This is a genomic window from Brevibacillus formosus (assembly GCF_003013405.1).
Lineage (GTDB): Bacteria > Bacillota > Bacilli > Brevibacillales > Brevibacillaceae > Brevibacillus > Brevibacillus formosus.
The window spans coordinates 185439-204148 of record NZ_PXZL01000003.1 but is presented as its reverse complement, the minus strand read 5'-3'; the positions used below and the strand labels follow the sequence as shown (position 1 = coordinate 204148).

The 18710-nt window shown below is 46.7% G+C and carries 4 protein-coding genes and 2 pseudogenes; all 6 read right to left on the bottom strand.

What is annotated here, in order from left to right:
- A complete protein-coding gene (locus C7R91_RS04425) occupies nt 1-7950 on the bottom strand; it encodes a non-ribosomal peptide synthetase (protein ID WP_047067183.1) in 7950 nt (2649 codons plus the stop codon).
- A complete protein-coding gene (locus tag C7R91_RS04420) occupies nt 7943-12745 on the bottom strand; it encodes an SDR family NAD(P)-dependent oxidoreductase (protein ID WP_047067181.1) in 4803 nt (1600 codons plus the stop codon). The genes C7R91_RS04425 and C7R91_RS04420 overlap by 8 nt, the downstream gene beginning before the upstream one ends.
- Complete coding sequence (locus C7R91_RS30020) at nt 12742-13383, bottom strand: acyl carrier protein (RefSeq protein WP_429793558.1); 642 nt, start codon at nt 13381-13383, stop codon at nt 12742-12744. Before C7R91_RS30020 ends, C7R91_RS04420 begins: the two co-directional genes overlap by 4 nt.
- Before the next feature lie 66 nt (nt 13384-13449).
- Nucleotides 13450-13971, bottom strand: a pseudogene (locus tag C7R91_RS30015) (ketoreductase domain-containing protein); the annotation flags it as partial.
- Nucleotides 13972-14112: 141 nt separating this feature from the next.
- Nucleotides 14113-17427 (bottom strand): annotated as a pseudogene (locus tag C7R91_RS04415) (type I polyketide synthase); the annotation flags it as partial.
- Complete coding sequence (gene fabD / locus C7R91_RS04410) at nt 17417-18694, bottom strand: ACP S-malonyltransferase (protein ID WP_047067178.1); 1278 nt, start codon at nt 18692-18694, stop codon at nt 17417-17419. The gene fabD and the pseudogene C7R91_RS04415, both read right to left, overlap by 11 nt.
- Nucleotides 18695-18710: the final 16 nt, after the last annotated feature.

Here is an 18710-nt window from a genome sequence, read left to right as displayed (position 1 = left end):
TTACTCTCCTAATTTTTTCAGGATATCTTCTACCGATGCTTCCCCTTCACTAAATTCATCCAATAGCTGTAAAATATCGCCGATTTCTTCTGATTGCCCTTCCCTCTTCACTCTTGGCTGTCCTTGATCTGACTGGACTTTTTGGATGTGCTGCGCCATGGCACTAATCGTTTTGCACTCGAACAAATCGATGACCTTGATTCGCTGCGGATACTTCTCTTCAATTTTGGCTTGCAATTGAACGATCAGATGCGAATTTCCTCCGAGATCAAAAAAGTTCTGCTTTGTCCCGATCTGTTCGATTCCCAGCAATTCTCGCCATATCTGGAGCAAAAAGCTTTCCACTTCATTTCCAGGCACATGCAGCTCACCTTGCTCCACGGAATCATGTGGAAGAGACATAACCTGCAACGTTTTTCGATCGATTTTTTGATTGGAGGTGACGGGCATCGCCTCCAGGCGTACAAATCTCGCCGGGATCATATAAGAAGGAAGCGTTTGACGCAAAGATTCTTGAAATTCCTGAACCCCAATGTCTCGGGTCGATGTATAATAGCAAATCAATTTATTGGATTCGCTTTCTTTGACAGCTACGACGACAACGGACTTGATCCCTGGCATTGCTTCGATTTTATGTTCGATTTCCCCCGTTTCAATCCGGTACCCTCTTACTTTGACCATTCCATCGTTGCGTGAAATATATTCAATCTGTCCATCCATCCCATATTTGCCCAGATCTCCGGTATGATAGACGATCTGATCCGTAAAGGGATGGGAGCGAAATGCTTGTGCGGTCTTCTCCCTGTCATGGAAATACCCTGGGGTAACACCAGCACCACTGATGCAAATCTCACCCGGTATGCCAGTTCCGCATAAATTTCCATCTTTGTCCAAAATATAAATTTGGTTGTTCAGAATTGGCTGACCAAGCGGGACAAGTGATTTTCCCTTCAAATCATTTTCCACTTCGTAACACGTAGCCCAAATGGTTGCTTCCGTCGGTCCATACATGTTGTACAGTTTGGCGTTGGGGAAATAGCTTCGAATTTCTTTGGCTAGCATGGGACTCCAGGCTTCTCCGCCGATCAGAACAGTTTCAAACTGTTGCAAGCAAGCCAATTGTTGCCCATCCTGTTGAGCAAGACCAAGCATGAATTGACTGATCAAAGTAGGCACAGAATGCCAGACATTAATCCGATTTTCCGCTAGATAGGAAAATAACAAAGCGGGGTCCCTTAAGCGCTCTGGTGACACAATATGCAAGGTTGCTCCACTCGCCAAACAGCCAAACATTTCAAAAACTGAAATATCAAAACTGATAGAAGTCACCAGCATCATATTGTGCGAAGATCCCAGACGGAATTGCTGCTGACTCCATAAGAGATAATTGATGACATTTTGCTGGGTAACCATGACCCCTTTCGGCGTTCCAGTCGAGCCTGAGGTATAAATAACGTACATTAACTCAGATTCCGGTCCATCAACAGTATCCGTCGATTGCTTGCGGATATGTAAATTGCCATAGTACCGAAGATGACCAGTCGTTTCTGCTAATAAGACATCCCCCGATACATCCACAATCGTCTCCAGATGAGTCCCTGCGATTTCCTCAAGTGTTGGAATGAAGCCCTTTTCTGACAAAACCGTTTTCAGTTGGCTATGACGGATCATATAAGCAATGCGTTCGTTCGGAAAATCAACATCCAACGGTATATACGGTCGACCGGACTTAAGTATCCCCAAAAGCGCGATGACCATCTCGATGCCTCTTGGCAAATAGACGCCGATTGGTTCCCGCGGCTCCTGCCCGATGATATGCGTAAGGAATGCGGCCAATTGGTTGGATTGCTCATTTATTTGTTTGTAGGTAAGACTCCTTCCCTCAAAAACCACTGCGATCTGATCGGGATTTTTCTTCACTTGCGCCTCAATTAACCTATGTACCTGGTTCGGGGCATCCATGACGACAGCGGACGGGTTGAACATTCCAAAAATGTTTGCCTTGTGCTCGGCATCCAATAACTCATAGCGGCTAAGCAAGGCTTCCGGATTATCAATGACCTGATCAATTAAAAATGAAAAATAGTCAACATATTTTTTGATAGTACCCTCTGCAAACAGCGTCGTCTTGTATTCCATCCTTACTTCCATTTGCTCCTGTTCCATTTTGCAAATGCAGCTCAGATCATAGAGGCTGATGCGATCATTATCTTGCGGGACGTTATCGTATAGCTGGAAAATCGTGGAGAAAACAGGCGTTCTGCTCTGATCTCTATCCGGGTTCAGCTTCTCGACGAGGGTATTAAACGGATATCGGCCATTAGCATAAGCTCGGACACATTTGTGTTTGATGGCCTCTAGAACCTCATCAAAACGGGAAAGTCCACCAAAATCGACCCGAATGCAAACCATGTTCATAAATAAACCGATGACGTTCTCCCACTCCTGTTTTTCCCTGCCGGAAACTGGGAACCCGACAATGATATCGTCTTCTTGGCTAATTTTGTGCAGGAAAAGAAAATAGACAGCCAAGACTGTCATATACAAAGTGGTGGATCGATTTTTCGCAAGCAAACGTAATTGCTCGGTTTTCTCTTTCGATACCATGAATTTGATGTAACTGCCGTCGTAGACGAGAGAATGAGGGCGTTCGTAATCGGTTGGTAAGTTGAGTACCGGAAGCGGCTTAGCGAGCTCGTTCATCCAATAGTTCTCCATGTGCTGGAATTCCTCGGAATCGAGCCATCTTCTCTCCTGCTCCACCCAGTTTGCATACTGTAAAGGAACGTCTGGTAACTGGATTGCACGCTTCGAGCGAATTTGCTCATACAGCTCCATCAATTCCTGGAAAAATAAACCGACACTCCAGCCATCCGAAATGATGTGATGCATATTTACACAAATACGATGTTCAACAGCAGACAAACGATGCAATTCCATCCTGAACAATGGTTGCTCAAAATCAAACGGAGTAGCATTCTGCTCATCCAGTCGTTTGGCTGACAGCTCTTCTCGAAGAGGTTCCTGTTGATAATCTCTGTAATGAATGACATTTTTCCAATCAGGTAAAACGAATTGTTTCGGAATACCATCGACATTTTTGAAGACGGTACGCAACGAGGCGTGGCGCTTCGTCAAGATGTCTAGGGCTTGCTGCAGTACATCCAGGTCAACCGCCATCTTCACGTGTTTGATGACTGGTAAATGATAGGCGGTCGTTTGTCGATCATAGTTTTGCAAAAACCAAATCCGATACTGTGCTTTGGAGAGATCATGCCCATTGCTTTGCTCAGTTGTTGCGGATGGCTTCACAGGTGTCGCTTGCGATGGTAGCAAAGATTGGTCCAAATAAGCCGAAAGCTCAGGGATCGTTGGAAATTCAAAAATTTCAGCGATAGAGATAGGCTTATTCAGATGCGTATTTAAGAGATTCGCCATTTGCGTAGCGATAATAGAGTCTCCGCCGACTTCGTAGAAGCTTTTCTGCAGATCAATCTCTGATAACCCAAATGTGTTAGCCCAGACGTGTGCCAATTTTTTCTCGGTGTCTGTGAGTTCATCTTGATTTTTTCCGACAATGGAAATGTCGATAGAAAGAGCGTCCCCAGCGGTAGACGATGCTGCTCGATTAGTAACTTTCCGGACCATGCCAGGTGCCAGCTGCAACGGGAAACGTTTGGCTAGTGATTCATCTATCTGCTCTAAACGTATATCCGCGATGATTACCCGTGGATGCTCGGGTAGATTGGTAAATGCATGAATGGCCTGAGCCGTTTTCAGCGGCTTGAACAGTCCGTTGCCGTCTGTCACGCCATAGTCCGCCGCCATGCCTGTTTCTTCCCACGCGGTCCAATTGATCGTCGTGGCACGAATGCCTCGCTTGCGCAGGTAAGAGGTGAAGCCGTCCAGATACCCATTCGCGGCAATGTAATCGCTCTGTCCCGGGCTGCCCTCCACGGTCGCCACGGAGGAAAACAGAACGAAGAAGTCAGGGCGCTCTTCCAGCAAGTTGTACAGCAAATAGCTGCCCTCGATTTTCGGCTTGGTCACCTTCGTAAAGTCGGACCATGTTTTCGTAAACAGAAAACCGCTGCCTGCTACTCCTGCCGCATGAATGATTCCTTTGACCTCGCCGAATGCCTCCCGTAGCTGTTTCAAAGTAGCTGCTACCTGCTGCTCGTCGGCTATATCGCACGAGCAGACCATGATTTTGCTGCCTGATCGCTCAATTTCTTCTACACTCTCAATGATTCTCCGTGTTTTCTTATCCGTGCCGCTTTGCTTGAGCTCCTCCCAGACTTCACGAGTCGGAAGTCCACTTCGACTGATCAAGCCCAGAGAGATTTTGCTTCGGGATGCCAGATGCTTGGCAATCTCCAGTCCAATCCCGCCAGTTCCGCCAGTAATGAGATACAACCCGTCTTCTTGCAGCTCCAGTGGCTGAACAAGCTCCTCAACTGCGCAACGGCCGAATTCCTCCACATACCGTTTATTTCCACGATAGGCAACTTGGTAAGTGGCTGTTTCCCTGTATATTTCTGCCAAAAGACTTCCACAATCTGTATCCACGTCGAGATCGATACTGCGACACTTCACATTAGGGTACTCCGTATTCACTACTTTTCCCAGTTGGAACAGTGCCGTATGACACGGCTCAATCTCTTCTTCGCTTCCCGTCACTTCCCAGCCGTTGCGGCCCAGCACGACAAGCTCCATCTCTTGCTTGTATTTTGCCTGGACGAGTGATTTCACCAAATAAAACAAGCTTTGGATACTGTGTGCCTGAATCGTTTTCAGTCTGGAAAGGCTGGGGGCTGGACTGTTTTCGTCGAGAGCATAGGCATGAACAATCCGGCTTATCTTCCGGTCTTTCAAATCCGAAAAGAGTTGCTCATAATCGGTTTCCTCGTCGCCTACCACATACTTCGTTTCACGCTCTTTTCGATAGCCATCGCCATGAACGACCTGAATCAGGTCTACTCCACTCGCTTCCCAACGTTGGATCAACTCTCGAGTTGTCCTGTTTTCGTTGCCGAACAACAGCACCCTGCCATCCGTTGTGATATTCCCGCTTCCTTTAAGCGGTGATTGCACCCAGCGAATCTGATAAAACAAATCTTGGGCGACCATGGCAGAAGAGACACGTTTCAACGTATAGTTCTCTACTTCCGCAAATACATTTCCTTGCTCGTCGATCAGGCTGATATCGTAGGAAACAGTCTCCCGATTATCCCCCCGAGCTTCCCTCTTTCGTATATAACTGTAAAAAGAAGTGGGCATGTCCCGGTAGAGATGGAACGCTTGGTAATAAAACGGGAAGTAATAAGACACGTGGGTTTCTTCCGACTGTTTCAACAGATGCCAGAAGCTCAGTGCCGTATCCAGCATTGCCGGATGAAGCGAATACTGGCCACGCTCTCGCTCATCCGCCAATCGGACATGAAGCAGTGCAGATCCTGCGTTTTCATAAAATTGATCGATACATTTCCAATGTGAACCGTATTGAATGAATCCCGAATAGAGAGGGGTGAATTTTTCTACGTCCTGTTCATCCATCTTGCGGATGATCTGCTCAATTGAGTGAGTCTGATTTTTACGATCTTCCTGCCGGTGAACTTCCCCTTGTGCATGTGTGATCCAACTCTCCGTAGGATCATTTTCTTTCATACTGGCGATCGTAAAGGTGATGTGATCATGCTCTTCACGGATGATTGTATGGACAATCCTTGTTTCATCCAAAGAGCATGTCAGCATACTTTGCAAAGTAACATTCTTAATCGCCACGGTTGTTTTCGGGAAAAAGTACTCGCTTGCGGACTTTGCCATCTCCAGATAGGCCACTCCTGGCAATACTCCGTTATCGAAAATGCGATGCTCCTGCAACATCCAAAGCTCTCGCATCGATGCCTTCGCTGCGTAAACGCGCAAACCGACGGTAGAGATAACGCACTCTCCCATTAATGACTGTCCTTTTTCAGTAGCTGTCTCTGTCTTCTTATCGGTCGGCCAATGCCTCACCCTGCTGAATGGGTAGAAAGGCAGTTCGACTGTTTTGAGTGTTTGACCTCCGTATAGCTTCTTCCAGTGAACACGGGCGCCTTGTACATACAATTTCGCCAATTCATGGAGAGAGTCGGCATTAGCCATTGCCCCGATTTCTGCCCAGTTATGAATCATTTGGCTAGCTTTTTCATGGATTGGTTGTTTTTCTTTCTCCCATGCGTCTGGTTGAATCATATGATTTTTTGCTTTCTGTGCGATAGGAGAATGTCCATAATATCCGAGCACTTCAGGCAAATTGTCCAAGTCCAGCGAGAGGACCGAAGCGATTTTGTTCAACAGTTCGCTTGTGCTCTGTGCAATAATCGCTAAGCGATGAGAAAAATGCTCCCGTCCAACCTGTGCCGTATAGACGAGATTGCGGAAATTTTCCTGCTGGTTCGATTGCAAATATTGGCAGTATCGTTTCAATAAATCCAATAAATTTGTACGGTTTTTGGCAGACACGGTAAAAATGTGGGGTGTCTCATGCTCGTCCTTCTGCGTATCATTTTGTTTCCATTCCTCCAATAACACGTGGCAATTCATGCCACTGAAGCCAAACGAGCTAATACCAGCTCGACGCGGCATATCGCCGGTTTTCCAGGCAATAGGTTGATCGACCATATAAAATGGAGATTCGGAGAAAGGGATATAAGGATTTGGCTCCTCAAAATTTATCGTGGGAACGAGTTGTTTATGCTTCAACGACAAAACTACTTTAAGCAGCGAAGCCATCCCCGAAGCACCTACCAGATGACCGATGTTAGATTTTACGGAACCAATTCCACAAAACTGTTTTTTGCTCGTATATTGATGAAAAGCGTGCCTCATCGCCTTTATTTCGATCGGATCGCCAATAACGGTACCGGTACCGTGTGTTTCGATGTAGGTAATGGTTTCGGGATGAATCCCTGCTTTGTTCCACACATCAATCAGGAGCTGCTCCTGTGCCTGCGGGTTGGGAGCGGTGATGTAATTGGAAGCCCCGTCGCTGTTCACTCCACTGGCTTTGATCACTGAGTAAATCCGGTCCCCATCTTTCAAGGCATCCCGCAAAGGCTTCAAAAGGATGGCCGACAGTCCTTCCCCCCATGTGGTTCCTTTGGCTTGGCTATCAAATGGCCTTACGATGCCGTCATTGTTTTCCACGATTTTAAAAGAGGAGTTGGCAATTGGCACCAAATTCAAACTGATGCCTCCGGCGATGGCCAATTGACATTCTTTTTTAATCAAGGATTCGCAGGCATGATGGACCGCCACTAAACCAGATGAGCAAGCGGTATCAATGACTTGATTCGGTCCGGTAAGATTAAAGAAAAAGGCAATCCTGCCAGAGAGAAAACTGGGCAGATTGCCGGTCATGGCCAATTCGTTGGAAGAATCGATGAATTGTTGATAAAGACCGGAAGAATGGTGATCTCTTCCGATAAATACTCCCGTATGGGAACCGTATATTTTTTCACCCATATATCCCGCATCTTCAATTGCTTCCGCTGTGACTTCCAGCATCAAGCGCTGATGCGGGTCCATGAACTCGGCTTCCTTCGGAGAGACACGAAAATAGTCTGCGTCAAATCGATCTATGTCTTCTAGATAGCTGCCTTTCGCATATTCAGGCTCTCCCCATCGGTTCTGTAGCATGGGGTCTGTATCTCTGCGTCGCTTGAGTGGAAAATCAGTTATACAATTCATCCCGTTTAGCAGATTGGCCCAATACTGCTCTAGATTGTCTGCAAAAGGAAACCGGCAAGAAATGCCAATGATGGCGATATCCGCACTGGTATTTTTATCGGCCTCAGTCTGACCTGTATTCAATTGATGTAGCAACTTACGTGCAAGCTCTTTGTCTAGGCGATTGGATTTTACGCTTTCCAGGATAAGTGTATTGATTTGATCAATGTTATTCATCTATCCGATTCCTCCGCTGCGACAAAAGATCCACCATATCTTCTACAGATTGATCACCGGATGAAAGGCTGTCCAAGATGGATTCTAGCTGTTGGTCAAACGATTCGATGGAGGTTGCGTTTCGTTCTTCCACTTTTTCTGTCACCTCGGCTTTCTTCCGTTGCTGCCTGCCTTGCTCTTGCTTGATATAATCAGCTAGTACCGCTACCGAAGAATAGGTAAACAAATCGGGCAAATCGAGAACACCCGGAAACTCGTTATCCAGTTTTTTCAGCAACTGGGTTGCTATGAGTGAATCCCCGCCCACATCCAGAAAACTGTCATAGATGTTGACAGTTGATAAGTGCATGGTCTCAGCCCAGATTCCGGAGACCTTTTGTTCGATTTCGTCATACGTCTCCTCTTTTCGGCCAATGATCGTAAAGGTACGTTTCACACTAGGCGAAGTAGAAGCAGCTCCGGAGCCAACAACCTTCTCTATCAGCCCAGCCTCTAGTTTCAAAAATAGACCTTCATGTCTATCCCGTAACCATTCTCTGTTGACCGATGCGATTACCACCTGACTAAGATTCATCGCCAGTACCTGTTCAAAAGCGGCAGTGGCTTCATTTGTTTTCAACGGCTTGAACAAACCATTGCTATTTGCCACGCCGTAGTCAGCCGCCATGCCTGTTTCTTCCCACGCGGTCCAATTGATCGTCGTGGCACGAATGCCGCGCTTGCGCAAGTAAGAGGCGAAGCCGTCCAAATACCCATTTGCGGCAATGTAATCGCTCTGTCCCGGGCTGCCCTCCACGGTCGCCACGGAAGAAAACAGAACGAAGAAGTCAGGGCGCTCTTCCAGCAAGTTGTACAGCAAATAGCTGCCCTCGATTTTCGGCTTGGTCACCTTCGTAAAGTCGGACCATGTTTTCGTAAACAGGAAACCGCTGCCTGCTACTCCTGCCGCATGAATGATTCCTTTGACCTCGCCGAATGCCTCCCGTAGCTGTTTCAAAGTAGCTGCTACCTGCTGCTCGTCGGCTATATCGCACGGGCAGACCATGATTTTGCTGCCTGATTGCTCAATTTCTTCTACACTCTCAATGATTCGCCGCGTCTTGGCATCCATGTCGCTTTGCTTGAGTTGCTCCCAGACTTCACGAGGGGGGAGTCCGCTTCTACTGATTAAGCCCAGGCGGATTTTGCTTCGGGATGCCAGATGTTTGGCAATCTCCAGTCCAATCCCGCCAGTTCCGCCAGTAATGAGATACAACCCGTCTTCTTGCAGCTCTAGTGGCTGCACAGGCTTCTCAACTGCACTACGGCCGAATTCCTCCACATACCGTTCATTTCCACGATAGGCAACCTGGTAAGCGTCTGTTTCCGTGTATATTTCTGCCAAAATATTTTCGCACTCGGTGCCCGTGTCGAGATCGATACTGCGGCACTTCACTTGAGGATATTCGGCATTCACTACTTTTCCTAATTGGAACAGTGCCGTATGGCATGGCTCGATCTCTTCTTCACTGCCTGTCACTCCCCAGCCGTTCCGACCCAGCACGACGAGTTCCAGCTCTTGCTTGTATTTTGCCTGAACGAGTGATTTCACCAAATAAAACAAGCTTTGAATACTGTGCGCCTGAATCGTTTTCAGTCTAGAAAGGCTGGGGGCTGCACTGTTTTCGTCGAGGGCATAGGCATGAACAATCCGGCTTATCTTCCGCTCTTTCAAATCGGAAAAGAGTTGATGATAATCTTTTTCCTCGTGGCCTACCACATACTTCGTTTCCTGTTCTTTTCGATAGCCATCACCCTGAGCGACCTGAATCAGGTCTACTCCACTCGCTTCCCAACGCTGGATCAACTCTCGAGTTGTCCTGTTTTCGTTACCGAACAACAGTACGCTGCCATCCGTTGTGATATTCCTTCTTTCTTCTAGCGGAGATTGCACCCAACGAATCTGATAGAACAAATCTTGAGCGACTATGGCAGAAGAGACACGTTTCAACGTATAGTTCTCCACTTCCGCAAAAACGTTGCCTTGCTCGTCGATCAGGCTGATATCGTACGAAACCGTCTCCCGGTTGTCCCCCCGAGCTTCCCTCTTTTGCAGGTAGCTGTAAAACGACGAAGGCATTTTTCCGTAGATGCTCATGCGCTTAAAGGAAAAGGGTAGGTAGAGATTTTCCAAGATAAACATGGTTACAGCATTTAGCCCGGTATCTAGTAAAGCTGGATGAAAGCCGTACACCGAAAAATCATCTAGGTAAGCTTCTGGCAATTTTACCTGAACCAGCACACGATCTTCGCATTTCGCCAGTGAATGAATATTGTTCCATCGCGGACCAAATTTGGTACGCCCACGTATGGTTTCAATATTCGCTTCTACCTGCTCCCAAGCGCCTTCTTCCCCGATCCGCTGAAGATCCATCCAAGGGGCCTTTGCAGCTTCGACAGGAATGATTTTTCCTTCCACATTCAGTTGCCACTCGTGATTGACTCCCGCGTGATGTGGAGAATTACGGTTCGCTATACGCAAGTGAAGCTGATCATCTTGACTTTCCAAAATTGTATGGACCAAATGCGCTTGTTTCTCCGGGATTGCCAACGGACTGATAAACCGAAAATCCCGCAACTCAAAAGCATCGTTTCCATAATGACTGTATCCAGCTTTTCTCGCCCATTCCATGAAAGCGGTTGCAGGCACGATATGGTACCCTATCATGAGATGCTCTTGCAAAATCCACTGATTTTCCATCCGTAAGGGCATTTCATAGATGCTCTGCCGATAGGATTCAAAAACTTTCGGGCCAGGAATGACTTCCTTATTTTGCGGGATCAGCGTTCGAGCCGCTCCTCCCTGACCCAGATCCACCTCCGGCCAAAAAACGGTCTTTTTAAAAGGATAAAGAGGCAACGACAATCGATGGTATTCCCCGGTCTGATAGAAATATCGCCAATCTATTTCCGCTCCCTGAACATAGAGCTGGCAGAGGTCAGACATCCCCTGAAAATCATCAGGGGAAACGCTGGTAATCAGTTGCCGAGCTTTATCCAGCAACTGATGCAAGCCCGATTCGGTAATCTCACCATTTGCTTTATCCAATTTGCTTTCCGGAACGACCTTGAACTCGTTGTAATAGGTTCCTTCGACCTCTCGTCTGTAGGGAAAACGCTCCAAAAAGACCTGATTCAGCTTCTCTTTTAGTTCTTGCAAACTGCGAACGATTAGGGCAAGACGGCATGTATAATGTCCTCTTCCCATTACCGAAGTAAAACAAAGCTCCTCCAAAGACAAGTTCTCCTGATGATTGACAAAATGGCGATAGCGAGATATCAGTTCCAACAAGGTCTCTTTATCTTTAGCCGAAGCGGTAAAAATCTGAAAAGGACGGACTGGCGGGGCATCTGCTTTTTCAACCGGCGCTTCCTCCAGTACGAGGTGGCAATTCGTGCCGCTAAAACCAAATGAACTCACACCTGCACGGAGTGGAATATCCGGTTGTTCCCGCTGCCAATCCTGGAGCTTGTCCACCATATAGAGCGGAGAGCCCATAAAGTCGATGAAAGGATTCGGATCGTCAAAATGAAGGGTGCTAACCATCTTCTTATGTTTGAGGGACATAATTACTTTAAAGACAGAAGCGATCCCTGAAGCGGCCGCAAGATGACCGATATTTGACTTCACCGAACCGATTCCGCAAAATTGTTTCTTCGACGTATATTTTTTAAAAGCATTGCTTAGTGCTTGAACTTCGATTGGATCGCCAAGAACTGTGCCTGTACCATGTGCTTCAATAAATCGGATCGTCTCGGGTGGAATCTCGGCATTCATCCAGGCTTTTGTGAACACTTCTTCTTGAGCGATCGCATTGGGTGCTGTGATTCCATTCGATTTCCCGTCGTTATTAGCCGCACTTCCTTTGATCACGGCATGAATATGATCCCGATCCTGGATGGCTTTATCCAGTGGCTTCAGTAATAATGCCCCAAACCCTTCTCCCCATAGCGTTCCATCTGCATTTTTGTCAAAAGGCTTAACTAGATGTAGTTTGGATTCCACCAAGCCAAACGCAGGGTTTTTAACCGGGAAGAAAATCAGGGAAACTCCGCCTGCAATCGCCATATCGCATTCGTTGTTCCTGATTGCTTGACACGCATTGTGAATGGCTAACAATCCTGATGAACAAGCGGAATCCACGACCACGCTAGGTCCCTTTAAATCGAGAAAATAGGAAATCCGGCTGGCCAAAATGCCGGTATAGGAACCAGTTAGCGCTAGCTCGTCCGTTTGGTCCAACAAATGCGTGTACATGTTCCCTACAGTGTGGTCTCTTCCAATAAAAACGCCGGTTTTGGATGAAACGATTCGATTTCCTCCGTACCCAGCATCCTCCACGGTTTCCATAACGGTAGTCAAGAGAAGGCGTTGCATGGGGTCCATCATGACGGATTCCTTATTGGAAATCTTGAAATATTCCGCGTCAAAATGATCAATATGGTCCAAATATCCGCCCTTTTCATAGACAACATCTGCTAAAGTTCCCTGATACATCTTGCTGATAAATCCTTCGACACCCGTTTGCCTGCTCTTCGGAAAATCCGTGATGCAGTCGACCTCTGCGATCAAATTGTGCCAGTATTCATCTAGATTGCTAGCTCCCGGGAAGCGGCCAGCCATCCCGATAATCGCGATATCCTTGTTTTTTTTCAAGCCTGCATTTTTGATCTCTTTCAGAATGACCTTGGACTTCTCGACGCTTAATTGCTGATCCTTTATCTGCTGATAAATGTATTTTCTCGTTTCTTTCATTCCTCTTCTCCCAGCAATCGATCGATCTCTTCCACATCGAGCTCACCGTTGGCTAAGCGATGCAAGATTTGATCGAGATTTTGATCTTCATCCTCCTGATCCATACTGCCGGATGTTAGTGGTTGCTCACTTCCCATTGTGGAATACAGATATTCGGCCATCTTATTAATCGTGGGATAAGTAAAAATATCCGAGATGCCCAGCTGATCTGGAAAGAATTTTTCCAATTCCTGGAGCAGATATACAGCAAAAATGGAATTCCCTCCAAGGGACGTAAAATTATCATCCATTTGAATGGAATCAGATTCCAACAGTGTGATCCATAACTGGCGAATCAACTCTTTGATTTCGTGCAGGGAAGCGTGCCTTGGATTCCCATGAAACACGCTTGGGGACGTCTGCGCAATATGGTTTTCTCGAGGCCCCTTCGACTTTTCCACATAATCGATCAACAGTCTGTTTCCCTCGTAAAAGAAGTTGCTTTGGAAATTCTTTATAGCCACCTCTTTATTGATTCTACCTATCACTATTTGTTTCTCGCCAAGGGCAAGTGCATCATCAAATGCAGTAACAGCAGTTTTCGATGACAGCAGGTGGAAGATCAGCTCTTTTTGGAAGGTTCCATAATCATAGGCCATACCGATCTCTTCCCACGGCGCCCAATTTAGCGTAATTCCGTTTTGATAAACAGGTAGGCTGTGGACGAAGCTGTCCAAAAAGCCGTTTGCCGCCACATAATCACCTTGTCCTGGCGTACCTTCCAGCGTAGAGACAGATGAAAAGCAGACGAAAAATTTCAGCGGCTCGGTGATTAATTGGGCCAAATTCAAACTCCCCGCTATTTTGGCTTGAATCACCTCACGAAAACGATCCTCTTCCCTATTGAATAAAAATTGATCCCCGGCTACTCCAGCTGCATGAATCACTCCGTTGATGCTGCCGAATGTTTCTCTGACTTCTTCGAGCAAGGCCGCTAGCTGTTCTTTGCACGCAACATCCGCTCTGTAGATCGTATATGTACTGCCTAACTCTGTAATTTTTTGCAGCATCTTGATCCTTCGAATTACTTCTTGTTGCTCTCCTTTTTGTACAATCTCTTCCCAATCGCCTTCTGCCGGAAAGCCTGATCTGCTTATCAAGACTAAATGGATCGGCTTCTTCCCTGCTAGGTGCAAGGCAATGGTCAAGCCTAATCCCCCCGTTCCACCTGTGATCAAATAACAGCCCGATTGAGTCAGGCTGAGCTCTTGTGGTAGAGATGACTGGTGATCCAGCTCCTTCATTATTTGAACGAAGCGCTGACCGCTCCTGTACGCTGCAATGTAACTGTCTGGCTGATGCTCCAGTTCGGCAATAATCGCAGAGATATCTGTATCTGTATCCAGATCGATAGAACGGCAGCGCAAGTGAGACCATTCACTGCTGACTACTTTTCCGAGATGATAGAAAGCATTGTGAATCGGATTTAGCGCAGGCTCCGTATCTGTAACAGGAAACGCCTGATCGCCAATCAGGACCAGATCAATTTTGTGTCGTACGTTTAAGGCAATCAAACTCTTCGTCAGATAGAAGAGACTGAACAAACCTTCGTCTCCAATCGGGTCACCGTTGATCTTTGACAGAGAAAAGCAGTGGATGATGCGCTGCACAGCCTTGTTCCCGATTTCCTTCCATAGCGCATCGAAATCTTGTTGATTGACAGTAACCTCATAATGGAAGTCATCGAGCTTGGCAAAATGATCACCAACCGTAACGAGAATAGTAGGGGTTCCGTTCCTTTTGAGTTCCTCCATCAGTTGTTGAGAGAAAGGGTCATGACCACTAAAAACAAGCGTGTGTGGCGTTGTGTCGTGATTTTTATTTTCTTCACGCAATGGCCTGGCTTCCCAAACAATTTGATGAAACAGCCCTTTGGAAGAGAGCGCGGCGGAAGATGCTTCTGCCATATTCACTCTTTTCAAGGTGTATTCTTGTATTTCAGCGAATACCTCTCCTTTTTCGTTGAGGAGCATGATATCAAAGGAGATTGCTTCCTGCATGGTCGCCGCATCTTTCTCTTTCATTTGCAGCAAACTGTAAAATCTGCTCGGCATGGCCCCAGAAAAAATGAGTTTTTTATACCGAAAAGGCAAAAACAATCCATCGCGAATTTGACTGATCGGAATATTAACCGCGCAATCCAACAAAGAAGGATGGAGAACAAAAGTGTGTATCTCAGGCGCAAATTGAACAGGCAGTTCAAAGAAGGCGACAATTCTGTCCTCTTTCATATAAATCTCTTTCATGCACTCCCAATGCGGGCCTGTTTGAACAGGGGCATCAGCCTCTGGTTTATACCCGGATACCGACTGCTTGTTTGCTCCCCTCAGCAATTCGGGAAGAGCCAGTTGCTTTTGCTGATGCTGCTGTTCAGACAGTATAAGCACTTTTGCTCGGCAGTGAACGACCCACTCGTCCGAATGTTCCAACATCGAAGTGACCATGACGTCATACGATGACTTTTGTTTTTGCAGGACAATGTGGACGCTCTTTTTTTCCTCTTCTTTAACTTGAAGCGGCTGTAAAAACATGACGTTTTCTAGTGCCAACACGTCCTGGTGAGGTATCGTTTTTCGAACAATCTGGCTCATCATTTCCAGATAAGCGGTTCCAGGCAAAACGTAATGCTCAGCAATTTTATGTTCCGCCAGTACCCAATGCGTGTCGACTGAAAACTTCGTTTCATAAATATCAACGCCATTACTGCTTACAAGGCACTGGTCGACAAGAGAAGCGAGTTTTTTCTCCAAATCTTTCGGCTCGATCCAGCAGCGAATATCCTGAAACGGATACGTAGGCAAGCTGATCAATGGATGCCGTTGACCAGTGTAAAAGTCGTTCCAAGGAATTGGTTCGTCTTCGATGTACTTCAATGCCCAATGGATCATCTCGCCGAAAATGGGATTCTCTTTACCACCCAGGTCGACATCTCTTACTTCCTGGCTCGAAAGCCCCCGATAAAACACATGCTCATTGACAATCTTTTCGACGCCGGATTTGCGAACAGCATGCAACTTTTCCAGTAAATCGGTTTGATCTTGAAACACGATCGCCAGTTTATGGGCAAAGTGATCCCGACCAACATTCGCTGTGTAGCATAAACTCTCCAGATTGATGACTCCTGCCTGCTTGACCCACTGATCATAATCGCTGACCAGCTTATCTAGTACAGTGGGGTTTTTCGCTGATAACCCGAGCATGTACCATTGTTCTTCTTTGTTTTTTGGTGAGGACACTTCTTCGGCCTGGTGATATTGTTCCAGAATGAGATGGCAGTTGGTTCCGCTCAACCCGAAAGAATTGATCCCGCATCTCCGGGGGTGCTCCCCCTTTTTCCACAGCCGGGCTTCGTCGTTCACATAAACAGGCGAATTCACAAAATCGATTTCGTGGTTTGGGCATTGAAAGTGCAACGTTGGCGGCACAATCTCGTGCTGCAACGCGAGGATACATTTCAGCAGGCCAGATATTCCGGCTGCATGATCCAAATGGCCGATGTTGGTTTTGACCGACCCAATCGCACAAAACTGTTTTTTCGTGGTGTACCTGTCAAAAGCTCTTTTGATGCCCTCTATCTCTACCGGATCCCCCAAACGGGTTGCCGTGCCGTGAGCCTCGATCAGTGAGATAGTCTCTGGATGAATGCCTGCATCCTGCCACGCCCTTATAATCAAGTCTTCCTGGGCCTTGGAGTTGGGCGCAGTTATACCAATGGATTGCCCATCCTGGTTGATGGCACTTCCCTTGATCAGGGCGTAAATGTGATCTCCATCTCGGATTGCCTTTTCCGCGTCTTTCAGCAAGATAACTCCCACACCTTCACCCAAGCCGGTACCATCGGCCTCGCGATCAAAGCTACGCGCTCTGAAGGTTGGGGATACGATGCCGATCCCCGTATTGGCCTTTTCAAAGGGTTGAAACTGAATTTTTACTCCTCCGGCAAAGGCCATCTCGCACTCATCACGGCGAATCGATTGGCACGCAAGATGAACGGCAACCAGTGAGGAGGAGCATGCGGTATCGATCAGCATGCTGGGACCATGCAGATCGAGCAAATAAGCCAATCTGGCAGCCATGATCGATTTGATATTCCCAGTCATCGCCAAGTCTGCTATTTCTGCGTTGTCTACAGCAAGAAAATGCTTGTATTCTCCCCCAAAATCACTGCTGTATCCTAAAAAAACACCCGTCTGACTTCCGCGCAACCGAGCTTTTCCATACCCTGCATCTTCCATCGCTTCCACACAGCTTTGCAAAAAAAGCCGCTGATTCGGGTCCATCAGCTTGGCTTCTTTTCGCGAGATAGAAAAGTACTCACAATCAAACAGATCAACTTGATCCAAATATCCGCTTTCCGCATATTCACTTTGTTCTTTCCGAACATCTTTCTGCAAAAAATAAGACAGAAGTTCTTCATAGTCCTGTTTACGCGACAAAGGGATTCGTTGGATAGAATCCTTGCCAAGCACAAGATTACTCCAGAACTCCCTGACATTGCGGGCATCAGCCAGCTTTCCCGCTATCCCAATGATCGCTACGTCTTTTTTCGGAGCATCTGCCGACTTCCCCAATTCCCCCCAAGTACCTGCGATATCCTCTTCAAAGTTGAGGTGGATATCGTCAAATAGAGGCTTACTTTTCATTGACAACCTCCTTTTCGGCAAACATGATAGGGGCAAAGTCATCAAACAGATGTCTCTTCTTCGTCTCGTCAAAAATTTGTGTGAAACGCTCTTTTTGCTCTTCCAGCGGCACTTTTTTCGTCACAAACACAGAACGAAGCATCTCGATCGCTTGCTTTATATCCTCAAAGGACTCTTCTCTTCCTTCTTCCTCTAGTTTGTTGCCTAAAGCCTGTATTTTTCTGTACGGTTCGATTACGCCTTTTTGATACTCTGCGTCGTCCCAGTTTTCGTTTCTCATGCACACAGCGATCCCTAAAGAACGGGAAACCACGGATGGACGTTTTTCTGCCACCTGTTCATCGATAATAGACATAATTTGCTCATAGTTATCTTCATAGGAATAAGCACGCACATGAGAGAAGTCGCGTTTGATCAAATTAGTCAAGGCTGTTTTTGGCCCCAGCTCAATAAAGGTGTTCACTCCTTGTCTAAGCATATAATCGATGGTCTCTTTCCATCTGACTGCACTGGTCATTTGTACATTCAGCCTATCCCGGATTTCTGCTGGATGGTAGTATGGTTTTGCGTCCACATTAGAGATAACTGGCCATTTTAACCCAGCCATTTGCGTTTGAGCGATAGCCCTCTGGAACATTTGATTGCTGAGCTCCAGATACGGTGTGTGGAAAGGAGCAGAGACCTTCAAAGGAATCGTAATGGCACCGATTTTTGCCAAATTTTCCGTGGCGACTTTCACCAAAGAGTTGGCGCCTGAAATCACAACCTGGTTGGATGAATTGTAATTGGCCACAACAATTTTATCCTCGCCGTTCGATACACGATCACATTCCTCTTCGACTAGAAGTGGGTGCAAGCCATTAATGGCAGCCATGCCGCCAAACCCGTCCGATGTAGCTTGCTGCATGATCGTTGCTCTTTCCATGACCAATCGCAATGCATCCTCATAGCGGAATACTTCCGCGCACGTAAGAGCCGTAAATTCCCCAAGACTGTGACCAGCCATAAAAGAAGGGAAAAACTGTTTCTCTTTGCAAATGGATTGGAAAATGGCATAGCTGTATGCAAAAATCGCAGGCTGCGCATATTCAGTCCGCGTTAATTTTTCCAAATTCCCCTCGTTGATAATGCCTAACAAATCGTATCCGAGAATTTCGTTAGTTCGATGAAAAATTTCCCTAACCTCGGGAGAGCTTTCATAAAGAGCTTTCCCCATCATAGTGTACTGACTTCCTTGACCTGGAAATAATAAGGCGATCTTAATCATAACTGTTTCCTCCCTT

Coding starts and splice junctions, on each gene's coding strand:
- C7R91_RS04425 (WP_047067183.1), bottom strand. CDS start 7,950: ATGAATAACATTGATCAAATCAATACACTTATCCTGGAAAGCGTAAAA.
- C7R91_RS04420 (WP_047067181.1), bottom strand. CDS start 12,745: ATGAAAGAAACGAGAAAATACATTTATCAGCAGATAAAGGATCAGCAA.
- C7R91_RS30020 (WP_429793558.1), bottom strand. CDS start 13,383: ATGGCCTATGATTATGGAACCTTCCAAAAAGAGCTGATCTTCCACCTG.
- fabD (WP_047067178.1), bottom strand. CDS start 18,694: ATGATTAAGATCGCCTTATTATTTCCAGGTCAAGGAAGTCAGTACACT.